The following is a 19,157-nucleotide window of genomic DNA, read 5'->3' on the forward strand; positions in this document are numbered from 1 at the left end:
GCGAAGTTTAAGACTTTTCAAATCATGAAACAAGACTATCGTGGTCGGAGAAAACGTTTTGAAATACGTGCTGAGTTAATTTGTGGGATTATTAATTTTGAAACCAAGTAGTTACCGAACAAGTCTATTACAAGGGTGCTGAACGTTTAGATGAAGATATTTATTACAAAAGATTCTAGGTGACTTTGCTTACCAACTTAAAAAATGGCTATGTATTAGCCTTTATTAATACTTCATGGTTGGATCATGAGGTATTTTTGTTGTGTTGAGTGAGTACAAGTCCTTTCAGAATAAATATGTAGAGAAGCGCTAAAAAATGGTATAATGGAACTATTAAATAAAATGAGGATAAGATGATGTCAGAACAAGTACAGAGACAGGAACTACACCGGAGGATTTGGGCGATTGCGGATGATGTGCGCGGTGCGGTGGATGGCTGGGACTTCAAGCAGTATATCTTGGGGATTTTATTCTATCGCTTTATCAGTGAGAATTTTGTAAACTATATCGAGGGTGGTGATCCTACTGTTCATTATGAAGAGTATTCTGAGGAGTTGATTACGGATGAGGTTAAGGATGACGCTATCAAAACCAAGGGCTATTTCATTATGCCTGACCAGCTTTTTTCAAATGTCGTCAAAACAGCTCGAGCAAATGAGGATTTAAATACCGATCTAAAAGATATTTTTGATGCCATTGAAAGTAGCGCCACTGGCTATGCCAGCGAACACGATATCAAGGGGCTTTTTGATGATGTCGATACGAGAAGCAACAAACTTGGAAGCACCGTTGCCGAGCGCAATCAACGTCTTGCGCTGATTCTTGAGGGGATTGCCAGCCTAGATTTTGGTAATTTTGAAGACAACCAGATTGATCTTTTCGGAGATGCCTATGAGTATCTGATTTCTAATTATGCCTCTAATGCGGGGAAATCTGGAGGTGAATTTTTTACGCCTCAGAGCGTGTCACGGCTCTTAGCCAGAATTGTTATGCTAGGGAAAAATGAGAAGAATAAAATCAACAAGATCTACGATCCAGCCTGCGGGTCGGGTGCGCTTCTTCTCCAAGCGAAGAAGCAATTTATCGATCATATCATTGAAGATGGATTCTATGGTCAGGAAATCAATATGACCACCTACAACCTAGCAAGGATGAATATGTTCTTGCACAATATCAACTACGACAAGTTTAGTATCGAGCGAGGCAACACCCTCTTAGATCCCAAGCATGGGAATGACAAGCCCTTTGATGCTATCGTCTCAAATCCTCCTTACTCGATCAAGTGGGTGGGGAGTGATGACCCAACGCTTATCAATGACGACCGTTTTGCACCAGCGGGAGTGCTTGCCCCTAAGTCCAAGGCTGACTTTGCCTTTATCCTGCATAGTTTGTCTTATCTATCGAGCAAGGGGAGAGCTGCTATTGTGACCTTCCCGGGGATTTTCTATCGTGGTGGAGCGGAGCAAAAGATTCGCAAATACCTAGTAGATAATAACTTTGTAGAGGCTGTCATCCAATTGCCAGATAATCTCTTTTTTGGAACCTCTATTGCCACCTGTATCCTCATCTTGGCGAAGAACAAACCGACAACTGACCTTCTCTTCATCAATGCAAGTCAGGAGTTTAAGAAAGAAACCAATAACAACATTCTGACGGAAGATAATATTGAAAAAATCCTGAAGAGCGTTGAGAGCAAAGAAAATGAAGACTACTTTGCCCAAGTTGTGTCACAAGAAAAGGTGGCAGAGGCAGATTATAATCTATCCGTTTCGACTTATGTGGAGAAAGAAGACACTCGTGAGAAGATTGATATTGATCAGCTCAATCGAGACATCAAAGAGACCGTCCAAAACATTGATCGCTTGCGCGCGGAGATTGATAAGATTGTCGAGGAGTTAAGCTAATGAAAATGAGACATAAACTAGGTATTTCAAGAGCAGATATTGGGGGGAGTTTTCTATGACCTATATTGATGATTTAATCAAAGAACATTGTCCTAATGGAGTGGAATGGAAAGAGTTGGGGAGAATATCTGAGTTTTATGGTGGATTAACAGGGAAAAATAAGTCAGATTTTCAAGTAGGAAATTCTAAATATGTCACCTATAAGAATATTTTTAGTAACATAGAAGTTAAAGAAGAATTATTTGAGTATGTTAAAGTTGCTAATGATGAGAAACAACATTTTATTGCTTATGGCGATATATTGATTACAGGATCATCAGAAAGTCGAGAAGAGGCGGGCTTGTCATCGGCTGTAACGTTTATTCCAGAAGAGAGAATTTACTTGAATAGTTTTAGTTTTGGAATACGTTTTAATAATGATATTGAGATAGTTCCAGAGTTTTCTAAATATCTTTTTCGTTCTAGGGCAATCCGCAAACAGATTGAAAAAACAGCAAGTGGAGTGACGAGATATAACATTTCTAAAGTGGCGTTTAAAAAAATCAAAATCCCCCTCCCACCCTTAGAAATTCAGCAGGAAATCGTCAAAATACTTGACAAATTCACAGAATATGTTACGGAACTTACGGCGGAACTTACGGCGGAACTTACGTTCCGTAAGCAGCAATACGCCTATTATCGGGACAAGCTCCTATCCTTTGAGGATGACGTCTATCAGGTAGAGTGGAAGACCTTGGGGGAGGTGGCAACAAAGATTATATCTGGAGGTACTCCAAGTAGAGCGAATAATTCTTATTATGGAGGAGCAATACCATGGTTAAGAACACAGGAAATTGATTTTCGCGAAATTTATTCCACAGAATTAACAATTAGTGAAGAAGGGTTAGCTAATTCATCTGCAAAATGGGTAGCTGAAAATTCTGTGATTATTGCTATGTATGGTGCGACCGCTGGAAAAGTTGCTATTAATAAAATACCTCTAACCACTAATCAAGCTTGTTGTAATATTGAAGTTAATGAAAGGTTAGTGATTTATCGCTATGTTTATCATTGGTTGAGCTATAATTATGAAAACTTAAAATCAATGGGACAGGGCTCCCAATCAAATATAAATATAGGAATTGTTAAATCTTTTCACATTCCTGTCCCATCTCTCGACATTCAATCTCGTACCGTCCAAGTTCTCGATAACTTTGACACGGTTTGTAATGATTTAAAAATCGGACTTCCCAAAGAAATAGCACTACGTCAGAAACAATATGAATTTTTTAGAGAAAAACTCTTGACATTCACCGCCGAAGGCGTGTATCCTAAACGGAACGGAACGGAACGGAACGGAACGGAACGGAACGGAACGGAACGGAACGGAACGGAACGGAACGGAACGGAACGGAACGGAACGGAACGGAACGGAACGGAACGAGGACATAATTAGGCTCTTAAACTGGGTCTTTGGACCGATACGGGTGTCACTCGGATCTATCTGTGACTTCACACGAGGTAATGGTCTTCAGAAAAAAGACTTTGTTGCTAATGGCTTTCCTGTTATTCATTATGGACAAATCTACACTAGATATGGTTTTTCGGCTAGAGAAACACTCTCTTTTGCAGAAAAGGCTGTCTTTGATAAATTGAAAAAAGCCCAGCCACAAGATATTGTCATGGCGACCACTTCCGAGAACGTTGAAGATGTCGGAAAAGCCCTTGTCTGGGAAGGGAAGGAAGAAGTGGGCATTGGAGGACATTCATGCATTTTGCATACCGAGCAAAATGCTAAATATTTAGTCTACTATTTTATGACCAATCAGTTTAAAATTCAAAAAGAGAAATTAGTTGTAGGAACAAAAGTCATTGAATTTTATCCTAAGAATATTGAAAAAGCAATTATTATTCTCCCTCCAATCGACACTCAAGCTCGTATTGTCTCCATTTTGGACAAATTCGACACGCTGACTTCCGACCTTAGTCAGGGCTTACCAAAAGAGATCGAACAAAGACAGAAGCAGTATGAGTATTTTAGGGATAGTTTATTGAATTTTAAATCGTAGATTCTTATACTCAACTGATTGATTTTTACCCTCATAATAAGCATGCCGATTTAGAGTACAGAGAATTACTACCACATGAGAAAAATACCATCATCAATCTATTTAGGAGTTTTGATGCCACTTATCATTTTAGAGAAAAGGAGTAACCATGTCTGAAAGTATACAAACAGAAACGATTTTGGAATCCAACAACTTTATTGTATTAGAGAAATACACCAAATCTGAAAAGGTTGGGTCCTATCAGACAGAGGCGGATTTGGAACGGGAATTGATTGCTGATTTGCGTGGTCAAGGCTATGAGTATCTGAACTATGTGACGACACCAGAAGCGCTTTTGCTCAATCTCAAAACGCAACTAGAAAGTCTCAATTCGGTTACTTTTACAGATAGTGAGTGGCAGCGTTTTTTAGATGAGTACCTGAATAAGCCGAGCGATAGCTTGATTGACCGCACGCGAAAACTACATGATAACCATATCTATGATTTTATCTTTGATGATGGGCATATCCAAAATATCTACCTCTGGGATAAGAAAAATATCAGTCGTAATAAACTGCAAGTTATCAACCAGATGAAGCAGACGGGCACCAGTGCCAATCGCTATGATGTGACCCTGCTAGTAAATGGGCTACCCTTGGTTCAGATAGAGTTGAAAAAGCGGGGTGTAGCTATCCGAGAGGCCTTTAATCAGGTACATCGTTACAGCAAGGAGAGTTTTAATGAGAAAAACTCCCTCTTTAAGTATTTACAGCTCTTCATTATCTCAAATGGGACAGATACCCGCTATTTCGCGAATACGACCAAACGGGATAAAAACTCCTTTGAATTTACCATGAACTGGGCATTGAAAAACAACGACCCGATCAAAGATTTGAAGGACTTTACAGCAACCTTCTTGAGCCAGCAAACCTTGCTCAATGTCTTGATTAACTATTCCGTATTTGATATCAATGACACGCTACTCATCATGCGCCCGTATCAGATTGCAGCAACGGAGCGCATCATCTGGAAGATTCGCTCTGCTATTGCCTCAAAAACCAAAAGCGGACCTCGGACAGGAGGTTATATCTGGCATACGACAGGGTCGGGAAAAACCTTAACCAGCTTTAAGGCGGCAAGACTAGCGACCGAGATGGAAGAGGTGGATAAGGTCTTCTTTGTAGTGGATCGTAAGGACTTGGACTACCAGACCATGAAGGAGTATCAACGATTTTCACCTGATTCGGTCAATGGATCGAATAGTACAGCAGGATTGAAGCGCAACATCGAACAAGATGATAATAAGATTGTCGTGACTACGATTCAAAAGCTGAACAATTTTATGAGTAGTGAAAGTCAGCATGAGATTTACCAGAAGCAGGTCGTCTTCATCTTTGATGAGTGCCACCGCTCCCAGTTCGGTGAAGCGCAGAAGCGCTTAAAACAAAAATTTAAGAAATATTGCCAGTTTGGTTTTACAGGGACCCCCATCAAGACAGAGAATGCCATTGGGTATGAGACGACCGAATCCGTATTTGGTCAAGAACTACATACCTATGTGATTACAGATGCCATTCGTGACCAAAAAGTCTTGAAGTTCATGGTGGACTACAATGATGTCCGCCCGCAATTCAAGGAATTAGAAACCGAGCAGGATTTAAAAAAACTGCTTGCAGCTGAGACCAAAGAGGGGCTACTCTGTCCAGCGCGGATTACAGAAATTTCTAGCTATATTTTAGAACATTTCGACCAAAAAACGCACCGTTTTTCAGGAAAAGGTTTTAATGCCATGTTTGCCGTTTCGAGTGTTAAGGCGGCGAAAGCCTACTATCAAGAGTTGCAAAAACAGCAAAAAGATGTAGCGAAACCTTTGAAAATTGCGACCATCTTCTCCTATGCAGCCAATGAATCGCAGGCTGCAATCGGTGAAATTGATGACGAGACCTTTACACCCAGCGATCTGGCAGATGTCAGTAGCAAAGAGTTTTTGAGCTCTTGTATCGCTGATTACAACCGTCTTTTCGGGACAAACTTTACGATGAGCGGAAAGGATTTCCAAAATTACTATCGTGACCTCGCCAAGCGTGTTAAAAACCGTGATGTCGACCTGCTAATTGTTGTAGGAATGTTTCTGACAGGATTTGATGCTCCGACCTTAAATACGCTATTTGTCGATAAGAACTTACGCTATCACGGTTTGATCCAAGCCTTCTCTAGGACCAATCGGATTCATGATGCGACGAAATCCTTTGGAAATATTGTCACCTTCCGTGATCTAGAACAGGCAACGACAGAAGCCATCAAACTCTTTGGTAAAACCGAAGAATCGGAAGTCTTACTTGAGCGCTCTTATCAAGATTATATGTATGGTTACATAAAAGAGGGTGAGGAACAAAACGGTTATCTGGCTGTTGTTCAGGAGTTGCGAGAACGCTTTCCAAACCCGTCTGAGATTACTACCGAAAGTGATAAGAGGGCATTTGTTGACCTATTTGGAAAATTCTTGCGCTTGGAGAATATCTTGCAGAATTATGATGAGTTTATGAGTTTGCAAGCCTTTCAAAGTCTTGATTTTTCTGATGAGGGGGCAGTTGATCGTTTCAAGGAACATTTCCATATCGATGATGAGGAATTTGAAAGGATCGCTCAGTTCTCGATTCCGACTGCGCGTGAGATCCAAGATTACCGTTCAACCTATCATGACATCAAAGACTGGTATAGCAATGAACGTCAAAATCAGCAAGACAGCCAATCTAATGTGAACTGGGATTCAGTTGTTTTTGAAGTCGAATTGCTAAAATCGCAAGAAATCAATCTGGATTATATCTTAGAGTTGATTTTTGAGACCAACAAGAAGGTTTCTGATAAGGAGCTTTTGATTGAAGAAATCACGCGTACTATTCGGGCAAGTCTGGGAAATCGTGCCAAGGAAGAGTTGATTGTCGCGTTTATCCAGCAGACTGATTTGGATCGTTTTGTGGATAAGGCTGCCATTATTGAGAACTTCTTCCTCTTTGCGCAAGAGATCCAGAAAAAAGAGGTAGATGGACTGATTCAGTCAGAAGAGCTCAATGAAGAGAATGCCAGACGTTATATTCAAATCTCTTTGAGGCATGGATATGCCAGTGAGAACGGCAATGCCCTCAACGAAACGCTCCCCAAAATGAGCCCGCTCAATCCGCAGTATCGGATCAAGAAGCAGAGGGTCTTTGAGAAAATCGTCGCCCTAGTCGAAAAATTTAAGGGAATTGGTGGAGAAATCTAACCACTCCTTTCTCAATCAATCAAGATACTCTAATCCCCCCTTTGCACAAGAACAGTTGTAACAAGCAATTCCCCGAAATTGCTTGTTACAAAAATAAGCCGTACTTGCTACATCAAGTCGGCTTATTCTTTTATAGTCATTTAGTTTATATTTTTATTACTTCGTTAACTCGTCTTGCTGTACTATTGAGAAAAGTTACACTTTTCTTATCTATCACTTGAAATAGTTATCAACTATTTCAACTACCTGCGACTCGTTGCCTAGTACTAAAAATAAACTAAACGGCTATAATACTCGTCAAAAATCAAATTCCTAGGAAATCTTTAAGCTATCAAACCCCTTATCAGGTGTTTATGAGAAAACTAAAAATGGTGAACTTAATTTGACAAACTGGGCTGTTCTTTTGCTACAATTAGCAGGACAGGCTTTAGAGAGAGGGGAGGCACCGTCTTGGCTATTCTTTCTAGTCTTAGTCCTCTTGGGCTTCTTGCGGGGGCTTTTCCGCTATGGTGAACACTACTTTGGGCACTATGTAGCCTTTCATAGTCTAGCAGTCTTTCGGAAGATGGTCTTTGCCAAATTACGCGCCTTGGCGCCAGGAAAGCTGGATCGTCAAGATAGCGGCAGTTTGCTCAAGATGATTGGGGAGGATATCGAGGCCTTGGAAATCTTCTTTGCCCATACCTTGGCACCTATTGCAACAGGTCTGTTGGTTGCCCTTCTCATGGTTGGTACTTTTTCTGCTTATAGCTGGGACTTGGCAATGCTAGCGCTCGTGACCTACGTCTTGCTCGCTCTTGTGTTGCCTCAGCAATTTGCCAAGCGTCTGACACCGATTTTGCAGGCGCAAAATCAGGAGCGAAAGACCTATGTGGCTTCTTTTCTCCAAGGGTTGAAAGCGGTCAAGGACTTGCTGCAATTCCAGCAAATAAAAGCCTACACCCAGACCTTGCAGGCAGCAAGCCAGCGAGTCAATGCTAGGGAAAGACAAGTAGCCCAGACCAACTTTATGCAACAGGCTTATAGTTTTGCGGTGATTGGTCTTGGAATGACGTTCTTTGCTTGGCGGACGCTTATGCTCGTTCAACTGGAGCGCTTGAGCCTGTTTGTCGGTCTGTCATTGGTCGTTGCCTTTAGCAGCTCCTTTGCTCCCTTTTTGGAGTTGAGCCGTCTGCCCTTAGGATTTAAGCGGGCGATCAATGCAGGGCGCAATATCTTTGCCCTCCTTGATGAGCCAGAGAGGGAACGGGCAGGAAAACCCTTGTTGGAGACCATTGATGAGGTCGGGATTTGTAACCTACAATTTGCCTATGCAGATGGTGGCAATTTGGTCTATGATGGCTTGTCCGTTGACTTTGCCAAAGGGGGAATTATCGGGATTGTTGGTCCATCAGGTGCGGGTAAATCTACTCTGATGAAGTTAATCATGCGGTGGTATGATTGGCAGGCAGGAAGCATTCGACTGAACAAGTATGATAGTCAGACCTTACATCCTAGCTACTTACAGGCTCATTTTGCCTATGTTCCCCAGATTCCCCAAATTTTTAAACAGACGATTCGTGAAAATCTGGTCTTGGGAAGAAGCGATATTTCTGATGAAGATATTCTTGTTCTGGCAGAAAAGTGCCAGATGAAAGACCGGATTTTAGAAGCAGAAGCAGGCCTTGACACGCTTGTTGATGCAACTAATTTTTCAGCAGGCGAAGCCCAGCGTCTGGAATTGATGCGTGCCTTGTTAAAACGGGCAGACTGCTATATTTTTGATGAACCGACCAGCCATCTGGACTCGCTCAATGAAGCCCTATTTCTGCAATTGATCAAGCAGGAGTGTCATGGTCTGATCTTTCTTATCTCACATCGCCCAAGCACTCTTGCCTGTGCGGATCGGATATATCGAGTGGAAAATGCCTGCCTAGTTTCGGGTGAAAGATAGACACTGGCGGCTATTCATGCTATCATTTGAACTAAGCGTATGATTGATATAGATAGTCATTTAGTTTATATTTTGTAATTGAACACGCCCTAAACTCTGTGCGAAAAAGATAAATCTTCCTAGAGTCTGATGCCTCTGCGTCAGATTTCCTATTTTCGCTTTGAGTTTTTAACGGGCTTTGTATCTTGGTGTAATTGAACACGGGCTAGAAGCTCGGAAAAAAGAGACGCAGATGTTCTAGCTTTAGCTAGTTACAGCTGTGGCTACCTTTAGGTATAGACTTCCTTGCTCCAAAGGTATAGTATACCTTTGGAGGCGAGAAATAGAAGTTTGCGGAGCAAACTCTCATCTAAAAGTTCTGCGTCAGATTTCCTAGTTTGCCGTAGCTGTTGCAGGCTATGCCTGCTTTACAGATACGGATACTCTTGAGTACCCTGTGTGCTTTATACGCTCTCATATCTTGTGGAATTGAGTTCAGCCTAAAACCTCGGAAAAAAGATAAATACTCCTAGAAGCAGAGACTTCTTCGTCGTATTTCCTATTTTTCAGTCGGTTTTTTAACGGCTTCACATCTTAAAATTGAACTCGAGCTACAACTCACTGACAAAAAGATCAAACTCATTGATTGCAAGCCAATCTGCTTCGTTTGCCTATTTTGTCTAGGAGTTGTCAAACGCTCTCGTATCTTGGCTTATAGAGAAGGAGAAAATGATGAAACAATTAAAAGTGAAAGATTTAATGGTAACAGGGGCTTTTGCGGCTCTGTACTTTCTATGTGTGGGTCTGGGGACCTTGGTGGCTGCGATCTTTGATCGCTCGGGAAATATGATGTATGCTCCTGCCTTTGCAGCTATCTTAGGTGGTCCAGTTTATATGATCTTGATTGCTAAAGTTGGAAAATTTGGTTCGATCAGTCTGGTCAGTGCTGTCATGGCATGCTTCTTTTTCCTATCAGGCTATATGACAGCTGCCTTTTTACCAAGCCTATTCTTTGGTATCTTGGGAGATCTGCTCGCCAAGCAGGGGCAGTACAGGCAGAAATGGCTCAATCTCATGAGTTTTGTTGTCTTTTCCTTTGGAAATTTAGGGCCGATTATTCTCATGTGGTTGATGAGGGATACCTATGTGGAAAGCCTTGTGGCACGCGGGAAATCCGCAGCATATATTGCGCGTGTTATGGTTGATTTTACTCCTTTAAATGTCCTTAGCTTGTCTGGAACAATTGTGCTTGGTGCTTTACTTGGAGGTTTTTTAGGTCAGAAAATGCTGGCTAAATCCTTCAAAAAATCGGGGTTGTTAGAATGAGGTTTGATGCTAGAAGCAAGATTCTGTTGGTTATTTTTGCAGGGGTCACCTACGGGATGCATGTAACAGTTTGGGAGCGGATCTACTTGCTTGGAGGCATTGCAGTATGTAGCCTCCTTGTGGGGCGCTTTAAAATGGCTCTTGTGACCCTATTTGGGTATCTTCTAGTCTATCAGGTGAGCCAAGTAGAGCTACTTCCCATGTGGCTCTTTCGCTTTACCTTTTTGCTTAGTCATATCTGGGTTCCCCTTATGGCTGGGCATTTTCTACTTTTGACGACCTCTGCCTATGAATTGATTCATGGGCTTAGAAAATGGCGACTGCCAGAGAGTTTTTTATTGACCCTAGGCGTCATGTTCCGCTTTCTTCCCCTGATAAAAAAAGAGATTCGAGTGATTCAAGCATCTTTGAAAACACGAGGAATATTTTTGAGCAAACGCCATATTTTCCTACGGCCTCACCGTTATGCAGAGTATATCTTAGTCCCTTTGATGATGTCGCTTCTGCGTTCGGCGCAGGATTTGACGATTGCAACCTTGACCAAGGGGCTTGCGGTGGGTAAGAGACCTAGTGAATTTGTACAGTCTCGGTGGACATGGCTAGATTGGAGTGTATGTGCATGGTGTATCAGTTTTCTCATTCTGAAATTCAAGTGAAAGCCCAATCCTTACGGCTTTGCTATACCCATAGCAGGGCTCTAGCCTGTCAGGTGGAGGAGTTGCGCCTTGAAAGAGGGCAATGCCTAGTTCTGTGTGGTCCGAGTGGATCTGGTAAGTCTTCGTTTCTACATCTTATCAATGGTCTGGTTCCAGAATATTATCAAGGAGAGGTTGAGGGGAGCTTGCAAATCGGAGGGCTCCCCTATCAAGCTGCAAGTGTTGAGACTTTAGCCTATCACGTTGCTTCCGTTCTTCAGAATCCAGCAGCTCAATTTTTCCATCAAAAGGTTCTGCAAGAGCTGGTCTTTCCTTGTGAGAACCAAGGTGTATCACGCACTACCATTTCCGAGCGCTTGGTAGAGGTGAGCGAAAACTTTCAATTGAAGTCCTTGCTAGAGCAGGATATGGATAGTCTATCTGGTGGGCAAAAGCAGGTGGTTGCTATTGCGACAGCAGCCATGCAGGGAACAGACATCATGGTCTTTGATGAGCCGACTGCCAATTTAGATGCAGCAGGGGTAGAGCGGGTGCAGGAATTGCTCCTTTCCTTGAAAAAGCAGGGCAAGACCCTAGTGATTGCAGAACACCGCCTAGCCTATCTAAGAGAGATAGCAGATTCCTATGCTTATTTTTGTGACGGCAAGCTAGTAGAACACCTGCCAGCACTTGATTTTCTGGCATACTCTGAAGAAAAGCGGCAAGAGTGGGGCTTGCGAACGTCTGATTTGACTCCCTATCAAGCCCGCGTAAAAGAACTGGTGCAAGCCTTTAGAAATGACCAAGCAGGACTTGAGTTACACTATTTTTGTGTCCATCATCAGGGGGATTTCCTTTATCAAATAGAGCAGCTCGTGCTTGCTCCGGGACAGGTCGTTGGTATGATCGGGGCAAATGGTTCTGGAAAAACCAGTTTTGCGCGTTCGCTGGTGGGCTTGGAAGGAGATAAGGTGGGGGTTGTTCGTTGGCAAGGACAAGTCTTAAATGCTCGAGAACGTCTTGCTAAAATGGCATACGTCATGCAAGATGTGCGCCAACAACTGGTGACAGAACGGGTGGCGAAAGAGTTGAGTTTAGGTCTAGCCTCTGACCCATTAGATCAGGAAGTATTGGAGACCTTTCGCCTATCCCATCTCTTAGACCGCCACCCCATGAGCCTATCAATGGGGGAGCAACAGCGCCTGATGATTGCGGCTAGCCTACTAAGCGATAAGGAAATCATGATCTTTGATGAACCTTCAAGCGGTCTGGACAGAGAGCAGATGGAGCAACTGGCAAATCAACTCCAGTATCTAAAAACCAAAGGTAAACTGGTACTGCTCATCTCTCATGATGATGAATTACTAGCCAGAATCTGCGATAGAATAGTAGATATAAGATACGAGAGCGTTAAACAACTCCTAGACAAAATAGGAAATCGAAGCAGGGTGTCTTGCACCCAATGAGATTTATCTTTTTGTCAGTGAGTTGTAGCTCGAGTTCAATTACCCAAGATACGAGGACGTTAAAAAAGCGACTGAAAAATAGGAGACTGACGTAGTATTCAATGAACACAAGGAAGTCTATCTTTTTTCCGAGCTTTTAGCCCGAGTTCAGTTACACCAAGATACAAAGCCCGTTAAAAACTCAAAGCGAAAATAGAAAATTCAACGCAGAAACTAGAGAGAGTTTGCTTCGCAAACTTATATTTCCCGCCTCCAAAGGTATACTATACCTTTGGAGCTAGGAAGATTTATCCCTAAAGGGAGCCACAGCTGTAACTAGCTAAAGCTAGAACACCTGCGTCTCTTTTTTCCGAGGTTTTAGGCTGAACTCAATTCCACAAGATACGAGGACACTCGTTCTATCTCCAACCTTCAATAGTCTTTCTAGACTGTTGAAGCGAGCAAAGCAGACCCTTTAGGTAATAACAGTCATTTTCCTGATTGTTTCTATCCTATCTATTAAAGTACAGAATGTAGACAACTTTATATTCCTTGCTTTATGATTTTTTAAAATGTATAATGAAAGCGATAACAGAATTTTGTATTAGAAAGGCAATAAAATAGGAAACAATGCTATCCAAAATTCAAGTTGTAAAAAGGCGTAAGTTAAATGATAGTGAATTGAATAAAGGTTAGGACGTTGTTCATTAACATCAGTCATCTGCATTAACTTACCGTATACCTTTGTCAGCCTAATTTAGAAAGGTTTCATTATGGAAAAGATAACAAAATTAAAAAGACTTTTCTTAGCGCTTTTAATTCTTAGTATTACTACATTATTTGATATAACAACTGCATACGCGTACGAAAATACTCAACAAGTGAATGTAACAAACGACACAATGCTGGAGCCTAATCAACCAAATATACCCATTCAATCAACAGATGAGCGAATTGCCTACATAGATCAAGAAACAGAAGTCGCAATGAACTATATTGTCCATCATAATAACCGAATGTACTTTGATTTGGATAGAGCGCAAAAAGATGGTGTTTCAGGTGAAGCACTTGATATTGGTTTAGCAATTGAAGACGTTAGCAATGAATATATGAGTGGAAAATTTATTCCAAGTACTTATTTTCGCTCTGTTCCGCTTCCTATATATGGTAACTACTGTGGACCCGGACATAGTGGGAATAACTTCACATTACCTCCCATTGATCACTTAGATTGGGGTTGTATGCAACATGATAAATGTTACAAGCCTTGGTCTCCAGGGCAAAATTGTGAGTGCAATAGGCAGCTCATCTATTTCATTCAAACAAATCGAAGATGGATGCCAGATTCTGCACTTCCAATTGCTAACGCTATTAGAGCATATTTTGAAAGAGTAGGGCTTATTGGATGTTAAAAAGGATAAAGGTAATTGGGAACAAATATAGTCCTCATGTTATCGGAATAATTTTATTCATTTGGATTGCCCTACTCCTTCTTCCCGGTCAATATCTAGGAGAGAATTATTTTATCAGAAATAAAATACTACTTGATATATTTCCGGTGATTGGAGTGCTACTCATTGTTTTATCTGCTCTATGTAAAAACATAAAATATTTAATTTTGGGTATCAGTTTGCTTTTTGCATTCTATCTCACCATGCTTCTTGGCTATCTGTTTCTCGGAGTTTAATAGCTATATAAAGGTATTTTTGTACATAAAAAAGATGTTTTGTGAAAACTACGGAAAAATAGGAGATATAAGAAAAGAACCAAGTACCGCTAGGGATAAAAGTATAGCTGGCTTGTATCATCTATAAAGGAGTGGACTTCATTTGGCGATTGAAATCACAATGAAGTTCTGCTCCTTTTTGGTGATACTTGACATCAGTTTAAGGTTTCTATTAGAAAAATTTAATGATATTTTCAGAAAATAGACATATACTCTTTCTATGTTGATAGTCTACGGAAATCCTAATCATGGATTGGAATATCGAGAAGAATAGAATGGAGAAAATCTGAATGAATGTAAAACAAATCTTTGTATCATCGGTCACGCTCTTGAGTATCGGCTCGCTTGTAGCCTGCTCAAGGGTTACGGGTCAATCTTCTGCTAGCACGCAGACAAGCCAGACTGTGACCACTGTCGCCGCGACCATTGATTGGGCTAGTTTGCCGACCAAGGAAGTGACTTTGAGTAATGAGGGGCTAACGATCACAGAGGCGGGAACCTATGTGCTGACAGGCACGACCACAGCAGGAGTTAAGGTCAATACGTCTGGCAATGTCCGTCTGGTTTTAGCAGGGGTGACCATTTCAAGCCAAGATACAGCAGCCATTTATGTGGAAGCGGCAGACAATGTGCTGTTAGAATTAAAGGAGGGAACGGAAAATACCGTATCAGATAGTAAGCAGCATACCGATAGCAATATCGAAGGTGCCATTCATTCCAAGGCTGACTTGACTATTACGGGTACAGGCAGTCTCACGGTTGAGGGAAATTTTGAAGACGGAATTGTATCTTCTGATGATCTCATGATTGAAGCGGGAATGATTCAGGTTACGGCTGCTGACGACGGGATCCGAGGGAAAGATTCGGTGACGATTACAGGCGGTACGATTGATGTGACCGCAGCAGGTGACGGGATTAAGTCGAATAACGATCAGGATACGACCAAGGGTAATGTCCAGATTAGAGGCGGTATAGTGACGGTTGAGGCTGGTGATGATGGGATTCAGGCAGAGTCGAGTTTGAGCATTGATGACGGGCAAGTGACAGTAGCCAAAAGTACAGAAGGAGTAGAAGGAGCGAATGTCACAATTAACGGTGGAACGGTTGATGTTACTGCAACAGATGATGGGGTCAATGCCGCAAGTGATGTCATGGGTGCAGACATCTTTATCAAAGTGACAGGTGGTAAGGTCAAGGTGAACGTTGGTCAAGGGGATACGGATGCCTTTGATTCAAATGGAGATCTAGCCATTTCAGGTGGTAGTATCGAGATTACAGCACCAACATCAGCCTTTGATGTTGATGGAACAGTCAGCTTTACCGGTGGTGATGTGACAGTCAACGGACAAAAGCAAACCGAGATTGTGGCAACTGGTCCGGGTGCTGGTGGCTTTGGTGGAGAGCCCGGAGCAGGCAACCGTTCTCGAGGTTGGTAATCGTATCAAAATACAATAAACAAAAAACGCTGGTTTTCAGCGTTTTTTGTTTGTTTTCTCCATATTGGGTAGATTGATACGGTATTTGATAACGAGGAGACGAATGAGGAGGAAGAGGAAGAAAAGACTGATAAAGGCAGGAATCCGAGCCCATTTCCAATCAAGGACAAGGATGTGGTAGCTGATACCTGTAAAAAGGGCAAGGACAGCATAGACATCTTCTTTTAAAACGATCGGCGTCTCATTGACCAACAAATCACGGACAATACCACCGCCCACTCCTGTTAGGGCTGCAAGGATACCGGTGGTCATAAAGTTCAGCCCTAGTTCTACACCAGAACTGGCCCCGAGCAAGGCAAAGATGACCAGACCAATTGCATCAAAGACCAGATTGGTCTTGCTGAGAAAGAGATACATGCTTTTATCGCGCGGGGATTCATTTTTCTTCATGATGACAAAGAGGTACATCATCATTGAGACAATGATAGAGAGATAAATAGAAGAGGGTTCCACGAGAGCGGTAGGTAGTCGATTGATCATGGTATCGCGAATAATCCCGCCGCCAATGGCGGTGATCGTAGCCAGTAGGGTGATACCAAAAATATCCAGTCTTTTCTTAAAGCCCTTAATCGTTCCAGAAACAGCAAATGAAATGGTACCAATGTAGTTGCAAATCAGTAAAAATAAATCGAAATCCATAGCGCCCTCCATGCTTATCTTATCATAAAAACGGGAAGGATTCAATGGCTTATAGTTTGTGAAAAAAAGAACATGACTATAAAAATAGTAAGGCAAAATTTGTGAAAAAATGCACGAATGGAAGCCTTTTTCAAGGTCGGGACAGAAACTGGAAAACGGTTAAATTATTTGCTATTTGTGAAATTTTGGATTATCATAGAGGAGAAACAGAATAACTTTGGAGGAAATTATGGTCTCTATTTCAAAAGAAAAACATCTAGACATGTTTTTAAAAATGCAACAAATCCGTGATGTGGATATGAAATTAAATAAACTTGTTCGCCGTGGATTTGTACAGGGGATGACCCACTTCTCGGTCGGAGAAGAGGCAGCTTCTGTTGGAGCAATTGCGGATTTGACAGATCAAGATATTATCTTTTCAAATCACCGTGGACATGGTCAGACAATTGCGAAAGGAATTGACATCAATGCCATGATGGCCGAGCTTGCGGGTAAGGCAACAGGTTCCTCAAAAGGACGTGGTGGTTCAATGCACTTGGCAAACCTTGAAAAAGGAAACTACGGAACAAACGGTATCGTTGGTGGTGGTTATGCCCTTGCAGTCGGTGCAGCCCTTAGTCAACAGTATCTCGGAACAGATAACATTGTCATTGCTTTTTCAGGAGATTCAGCGACCAACGAAGGTAGCTTCCATGAGTCCATGAACTTGGCGGCTGTTTGGAATTTACCAGTTATCTTCTTTATTATTAACAACCGTTACGGTATTTCAACAGACATTACCTATTCAACAAAAATCCCTCACCTTTACCTACGCGCTGACGCTTACGGTATGCCGGGTCACTACGTCGAAGACGGAAATGATGTCGTAGCTGTTTACGAAAAAATGCATGAAGTGATTGAGTATGTCCGTGCTGGAAATGGACCTGCCCTTGTTGAAGTTGAATCTTACCGCTGGTTTGGACATTCAACTGCTGATGCGGGTGTTTACCGTACGAAAGAAGAAGTTGACGCTTGGAAAGCAAAAGATCCACTTAAAAAATACCGCGCTTACTTGACAGAAAACAAGATTGCAACCGACGAAGAATTGGATGCCATTGCGGCACAAGTCGCAGAAGAAGTAGAAGCATCTGTGAAATTTGCTCAAGAAAGTCCAGATCCAGACATTTCGATTGCTTACGAAGATGTCTTTGTGGATTAGTAGTCAATAAAAATCAAAAGCAAGCAAATTGAACTCGGGCTAAAAACTCGGAAAAAGAGACATAACTGTTTCAGCTTCAGCTGATTACAGGTATGGCTCCCTTTAGGGGGACGAGCTGTTCTAGCGTTAGCTAGTTACAGCTGGAGTTCCCTTTAGGGACAGACTTTCTTGTATTTATCGAACACAGCGTCAGTCTTCTATTTTTGCCGTAGCTGTTGCAGGCTATGCCTGCTTTAGGGGGAACGTCCTTGTATCTTAAAGAAGTTAGCCATAGGCTGTACAGACGTACGGCAAGGTGACGCTGGCCTAGGTTGAATTTGATTTTTGAAGGGTATAGCCTCAAAAGGAAAAAGAGCAAGCCTCCCTTAGTGGAACAATAAGATTTGATATTTTCTAGGAGAAAAACATGACTGAAACAAAAGTAATGGCCTTGCGTGAAGCGATTAACTTGGCGCAAAGCGAGGAAATGCGTAAGGATGAACGCGTATTCTTAATGGGAGAAGACGTAGGGATCTATGGTGGGGACTTCGGTACCTCTGTTGGAATGTTGGAAGAATTTGGTGAAAAACGCGTCCGCGACACACCTATTTCAGAAGCAGCAATTGCAGGTTCAGCAGTCGGTGCAGCCCAGACAGGTCTTCGTCCGATCGTTGACTTGACCTTCATGGACTTTATTACCATTGCCCTTGATGCAATTGTCAACCAAGCAGCAAAAACCAACTACATGTTTGGTGGTGGTTTGAAAACACCTGTCACCTTCCGTGTGGCTTCAGGTTCAGGGATCGGATCAGCAGCACAGCACTCCCAATCTCTTGAAGCATGGTTGACCCATATTCCAGGAATTAAGGTGGTCGCACCAGGGACAGCCAACGATGCCAAAGGACTGTTGAAATCTTCTATTTTAGATAACAACCCCGTTATCTTCTTAGAGCCAAAAGCGCTTTACGGTAAGAAAGAAGAAGTGAACCTTGATCCAGATTTCTACATTCCACTTGGAAAAGGAGAAATCAAACGCGAAGGTACAGATGTGACGATCGTATCTTACGGTCGTATGTTGGAACGCGTGCTTCAAGCCGCTGATGAAGTAGCAGCAGAAGGTATCAGTGTAGAAGTGGTTGATCCACGTACCCTTATTCCTCTTGACAAAGAACTGATTATCAATTCTGTTAAGAAAACTGGAAAAGTGATCCTTGTCAATGATGCCTATAAGACAGGCGGTTTCATCGGTGAGATTGCTTCTATTATCACAGAAAGCGAAGCCTTTGATTACCTAGATGCACCAATTATTCGTATCGCTTCTGATGATGTTCCTGTTCCTTATGCTAACATTCTTGAAAATGCAGTCTTGCCAAATGTTGAAAAGATTAAGGCTGCAATTTACAAACAGGTAAATAAAGGGTAAAAGCGAGACAGGCGGTTTTGGGATCTTCCAAGCCGTCGCTCCCTTGTTCTCCAACTAATACTCAAAGAAAATCGAAAATAGCCAAGGAAACGAATCCGATGATAGAACTGAAGTTCATCAAGGAGAGTTGACGACGGATAGTTTTTATTTTCAAAGAGTATAAAAAGAATGGAAAAAACAGA

General features: G+C 42.1%; 13 protein-coding genes and 1 pseudogene. 13 read left to right on the forward strand and 1 reads right to left on the reverse strand.

Features of this window, described 5'->3' with window-relative positions; all coding sequences use genetic code 11:
- The 11 genes and pseudogenes from BU200_RS10885 to BU200_RS02665 form a co-directional block, all read left to right on the forward strand.
- Positions 1–111: pseudogene (locus BU200_RS10885) on the forward strand (IS5/IS1182 family transposase); the annotation flags it as partial.
- Positions 112–356: 245 nt separating this feature from the next.
- Positions 357–1,904 (forward strand): type I restriction-modification system subunit M, encoded by a 1,548-nt coding sequence (locus BU200_RS02610; protein ID WP_075098733.1) that lies wholly within the window; start codon positions 357–359, stop codon positions 1,902–1,904.
- Between the two features lie 55 nt (positions 1,905–1,959).
- Positions 1,960–3,339, forward strand: coding sequence for a restriction endonuclease subunit S (locus BU200_RS10590; RefSeq protein WP_083609334.1), 1,380 nt, complete (start codon positions 1,960–1,962; stop codon positions 3,337–3,339).
- A 31-nt stretch (positions 3,340–3,370) separates the two neighbouring features.
- Positions 3,371–3,952 (forward strand): restriction endonuclease subunit S, encoded by a 582-nt coding sequence (locus tag BU200_RS02625; protein WP_083609335.1) that lies wholly within the window; start codon positions 3,371–3,373, stop codon positions 3,950–3,952.
- 148 nt (positions 3,953–4,100) lie between these two features.
- Complete coding sequence (locus BU200_RS02630) at positions 4,101–7,196, forward strand: type I restriction endonuclease subunit R (protein ID WP_075098687.1); 3,096 nt, start codon at positions 4,101–4,103, stop codon at positions 7,194–7,196.
- A 382-nt stretch (positions 7,197–7,578) separates the two neighbouring features.
- Complete coding sequence (locus tag BU200_RS02635) at positions 7,579–9,129, forward strand: amino acid ABC transporter ATP-binding/permease protein (RefSeq protein WP_075098688.1); 1,551 nt, start codon at positions 7,579–7,581, stop codon at positions 9,127–9,129.
- Between the two features lie 711 nt (positions 9,130–9,840).
- Positions 9,841–10,434, forward strand: a complete 594-nt coding sequence (locus BU200_RS02640) for an MptD family putative ECF transporter S component (RefSeq protein WP_075098689.1) — start codon at positions 9,841–9,843, stop codon at positions 10,432–10,434.
- Positions 10,431–11,090, forward strand: coding sequence for an energy-coupling factor transporter transmembrane component T family protein (locus BU200_RS02645; protein WP_075098690.1), 660 nt, complete (start codon positions 10,431–10,433; stop codon positions 11,088–11,090). Before BU200_RS02640 ends, BU200_RS02645 begins: the two co-directional genes overlap by 4 nt.
- Entirely contained in the window at positions 11,054–12,535 is a 1,482-nt protein-coding gene (locus tag BU200_RS02650) for an ABC transporter ATP-binding protein (RefSeq protein WP_075098691.1), read from the forward strand. The genes BU200_RS02645 and BU200_RS02650 overlap by 37 nt, the downstream gene beginning before the upstream one ends.
- A gap of 752 nt (positions 12,536–13,287) precedes the next feature.
- On the forward strand, positions 13,288–13,926 hold the full coding sequence (locus BU200_RS02655; protein ID WP_083609337.1) for a phospholipase A2 family protein: 639 nt from the start codon (positions 13,288–13,290) through the stop codon (positions 13,924–13,926).
- Between the two features lie 604 nt (positions 13,927–14,530).
- A complete protein-coding gene (locus tag BU200_RS02665; protein WP_075098693.1) occupies positions 14,531–15,676 on the forward strand; it encodes a carbohydrate-binding domain-containing protein in 1,146 nt (381 codons plus the stop codon).
- A 36-nt stretch (positions 15,677–15,712) separates the two neighbouring features.
- Here BU200_RS02665 and BU200_RS02670 read toward each other — a convergent pair whose 3' ends face one another.
- Positions 15,713–16,375 carry a trimeric intracellular cation channel family protein gene (locus BU200_RS02670; protein ID WP_075098694.1) on the reverse strand — a complete coding sequence of 221 codons (663 nt, stop codon included), beginning with the start codon at positions 16,373–16,375 and terminating at the stop codon, positions 15,713–15,715.
- A 229-nt stretch (positions 16,376–16,604) separates the two neighbouring features.
- Here BU200_RS02670 and BU200_RS02675 point away from each other — a divergent pair, with 229 nt between their 5' ends.
- Positions 16,605–17,573 (forward strand): thiamine pyrophosphate-dependent dehydrogenase E1 component subunit alpha, encoded by a 969-nt coding sequence (locus BU200_RS02675; RefSeq protein ID WP_075098695.1) that lies wholly within the window; start codon positions 16,605–16,607, stop codon positions 17,571–17,573.
- 406 nt (positions 17,574–17,979) lie between these two features.
- Complete coding sequence (locus tag BU200_RS02680) at positions 17,980–18,975, forward strand: alpha-ketoacid dehydrogenase subunit beta (protein ID WP_075098696.1); 996 nt, start codon at positions 17,980–17,982, stop codon at positions 18,973–18,975.
- Positions 18,976–19,157: the final 182 nt, after the last annotated feature.

This window comes from Streptococcus acidominimus (genome assembly GCF_001921825.1).
GTDB classification, from domain to species: domain Bacteria; phylum Bacillota; class Bacilli; order Lactobacillales; family Streptococcaceae; genus Streptococcus; species Streptococcus acidominimus.